Source organism: Rhodococcus sp. NPDC057014, from assembly GCF_042673295.1.
GTDB lineage: Bacteria > Actinomycetota > Actinomycetes > Mycobacteriales > Mycobacteriaceae > Rhodococcus_F.
The window spans coordinates 1-2899 of the sequence record NZ_JBHUSF010000556.1 but is presented as its reverse complement, the minus strand read 5'-3'; the positions used below and the strand labels follow the sequence as shown (position 1 = coordinate 2899).

Annotated in this window: 3 protein-coding genes; all 3 read right to left on the bottom strand. The window is 72.0% G+C overall.

Annotation, left to right across the window (positions count from 1 at the left end; all coding sequences use genetic code 11):
- On the bottom strand, positions 1-325 hold a 325-nt coding region (locus tag ACFTZB_RS44705; protein WP_378442305.1), incomplete at its 3' end, for a LysR family transcriptional regulator.
- Between the two features lie 22 nt (positions 326-347).
- Positions 348-1175 carry a sugar phosphate isomerase/epimerase family protein gene (locus tag ACFTZB_RS44700; protein ID WP_378442303.1) on the bottom strand — a complete coding sequence of 276 codons (828 nt, stop codon included), beginning with the start codon at positions 1173-1175 and terminating at the stop codon, positions 348-350.
- Positions 1172-2896 carry an FAD-dependent oxidoreductase gene (locus tag ACFTZB_RS44695; RefSeq protein ID WP_378442307.1) on the bottom strand — a complete coding sequence of 575 codons (1725 nt, stop codon included), beginning with the start codon at positions 2894-2896 and terminating at the stop codon, positions 1172-1174. The genes ACFTZB_RS44700 and ACFTZB_RS44695 overlap by 4 nt, the downstream gene beginning before the upstream one ends.
- Positions 2897-2899: the final 3 nt, after the last annotated feature.

Below are 2899 nucleotides of genomic sequence, written 5' to 3'. Positions count from 1 at the left end.
GGTAGCAACCGACGGCGATCGGCCCGGCGACGACCCCGCCCGCACCGGACGCGTCGGTCTGCAATTCCCCCGCCTGCTGCAACAGGGCACGCGCCCGCGACAGCACCGCCTCCCCCGTCGGGGTCAGCTGCACACCGCGGGCCCGCCGGCGGACACACAACTGCGCCTTCAACGCCTTCTCCAGGTCCGTCACCGCCGCGGACAACGCCGACTGCGACAGGTGCATCCGCTCGGCCGCACCGCTGATCGTCCCGGTCTCCGCCACCGCGACGAACGCCGCCAGCTGGCGCATCGTGTACGCGGGGACGTTGTCGGGGCGGGGCATGCAAGAACGGTAGCGCGGACGATCAGCCGCCGGTGGCAGCCGGAACCTGCGCGAGCACCTCCCGGGTGGCGGCGACCAGCCGCGCGAGCCACGCGTCCGTGCCGACCGACCGCCGGAGCGGCTCGTTGGGGAGTTCGACGCTCACCGGCAGGCCCGCCGGCAACGTCGACCAGATGTCGGCGAGCGGGATGCCACCCGCCCCGGGCACGAGGCGCTCTTCGCGCGCCTGCCGGATCAGCTCGGCGGCGTCGGTGGGCGCCGGCACCGAGCCGTCGCACATCTGCGCGTAGTGCAGCCACTCCCGCGGGATCGCCGTGAGGTCGGCCGCAGTGGTGCTCGACCGTCCGACGTGCAGGGCATCCACCAGCACGCTCCGCGCCGGGCCGTCGGCCTGCGACACGATCTCGACGGCCGCGGCCGCGTCGGGCACCGCCGTCCACGGCATGAACTCGAGGCTCGCGACGATGCCGTAGTTCGCGCACAGTGCCGCGAGCCGGGCGTACGAGTCGGTGAGCCGGGGGCGATCGCGGTCGTCGCCGCCGACGAGCACGGCCCTCGCGCCGAGCCGCGCGCCCGCCTCGAGCAGCGGAACGTAGTCCTTCTCGTCGAAATCCGCTCCCAGTCGGATGATTTCGAGGTCGAACACCTCGATCGGCGAATCCTCGAGACGCCGCACGAGCGCGTCCAGGGCGGCCGGGTCCTGGTGCAGCGGGTAGGCGGTGGTGCCGGGTGCGGCGGGCAGCAACCGGATGCCGATGGTGTCGAAGCCGTGCTTCTCGGCGAGGTCCACCTGCTCGAGCGGCGCGGTGTCGAGCACCGTGAGCGCGGCAAGGCCGAGTGGGGCGGTCATCGCAGGTCTCCTGTCGTCGAGGCGAGGCGGCGACCGGCGAGGTAGCCGAAGGTCATGGCCGGGCCGAGGTTGATGCCGCCGGACGGGTAGTGACCGCCCATGACGCTGGACTGGTCGACGCCGACGGCGAACAGTCCGCCGATCGGCTGGTCGTCGTCGTTCAGCACCCGGGACGTCGAATCGGTGACCAGGCCTGCGAACGTGCCGAAGCTGCCGGGGACCACCTTGACCGCGTAGAACGGGCCTTCTTCGAGCGGCGCGAGCGCCGGGTTGGGCCAGGGGTTGTCGGCGTCTCCGGACCCGACGGTGAACGGTGTGGTGCCCCGACCGAATTCGGGGTCGACGCCGTCGCGGGCGCCCTCGTTGAACGCCGCGACCGTCTTCTCCAGGCCGTCCGGGTCGACGCCGATCTTCTCGGCCAGTTCGCGGACCGTGCGGCCGCGGGTGAGGTAGCCCGACTTCAGGTACGGCCACGTGGGGATCGGCAGCGGCTTGGCCATGCCGAGCGGGAAGTACCGCAGGTACCGCTGGTCGGCGATCAGCCAGGAGCACACCTCCTCGCCGTCGGGCACCTGCTCGACCATCGCGAGCGTGTAGTCGTGGTAGCCGAGCCCCTCGTTGACGAAGCGTCGTCCGTCCGCGAGAACACCGATGGCGCCGGGCTTTCCGCGGTCGAGGATGTGCGGGAACACGCCCTCCTTGCCGTTGCGGTACCGGATGATCGACACCGGGCAGTACGCGACCGGGGAGGCGACCGAGTCGTCGAGTCGGCCGCCTGCGGATTCGCCGAGGGTGATGCCGTCGCCGGTGGTCGTGGACGGGGTCAACGTCCAATGCTCGCGTCCGGTGGGGGTGCGGGGGAACAGTTCGCGCCGCCGGTCGAGGTCGCGACTGAAGCCGCCGGTCGCGAGGACGACGCCGCGGCGGGCGCTCACGGTGTACGCCCCGTCCGGGCCCGCCAGCCGCACACCGGTGACGCTGCCCGCGGAGTCGGTGGTCAGCGCGGTGGCCGCCGTGCTCACGCGGATGTCGACGCCGGCGTCGAGCGCCGACCGCAACAGCCTGCCCACGAGCGCGGTGCCGTTGACGAGTTGCTGTCCGCGACGCTTGGTGGCGAGGTCGAACAGGTGGGTGGACACCCGTTTCGTGCAGTGGAGAAACGCCTTCGCCGACCGCGTCGAGTGCAGGAACGCCTGCAGGTCGGGGCCGGCCATGATGCCCATGCCGAGGAACGACGTCTCGTAGAGCTGACGACGCAGGAGCCCTGCGACGTCGGGGCCGAGTTTCCGCATGCTCACCGGTTTCGGTCCGACCGAGCGGTGGCCCGTTCCGGCACCCGGTGTGTCGCCGTGGATGTCGGCGATCTTCGCGCCCGGAACGAACTGCAGCGCCGTCTTCTTCTCGAAGAACTCCACCATCTCGGGCGCGCCGTCGAGCAGGGCGTCGACCTTGGCGGCGTCGAAGTTCTCGCCGAGCCGGTGTTCGAGATACGTGCGCGGCGCCGAGCGGTCCTCGTTGACACCGTCCGCGTGCGCGAACAGATTCCGCGGCGTCCACATCCACCCGCCCGACCACGCCGTGGCGCCGCCGCACGTGTCCGCCTTCTCGACGACGAGGACGGACGCTCCCCCGTCGGCGGCGGCGACGGCGGCGGACAGGCCGCCCGCGCCGGAGCCGATGACGACGACGTCGTAGGCCGGGATGGAAGGGTCGGGGGTCATGCG

What these genes read in the sequence shown, in the direction of transcription:
- ACFTZB_RS44700 (WP_378442303.1), bottom strand. Translation starts at nt 1,175, where the DNA reads ATGACCGCCCCACTCGGCCTTGCCGCGCTCACGGTGCTCGACACCGCG.
- ACFTZB_RS44695 (WP_378442307.1), bottom strand. Translation starts at nt 2,896, where the DNA reads ATGACCCCCGACCCTTCCATCCCGGCCTACGACGTCGTCGTCATCGGC.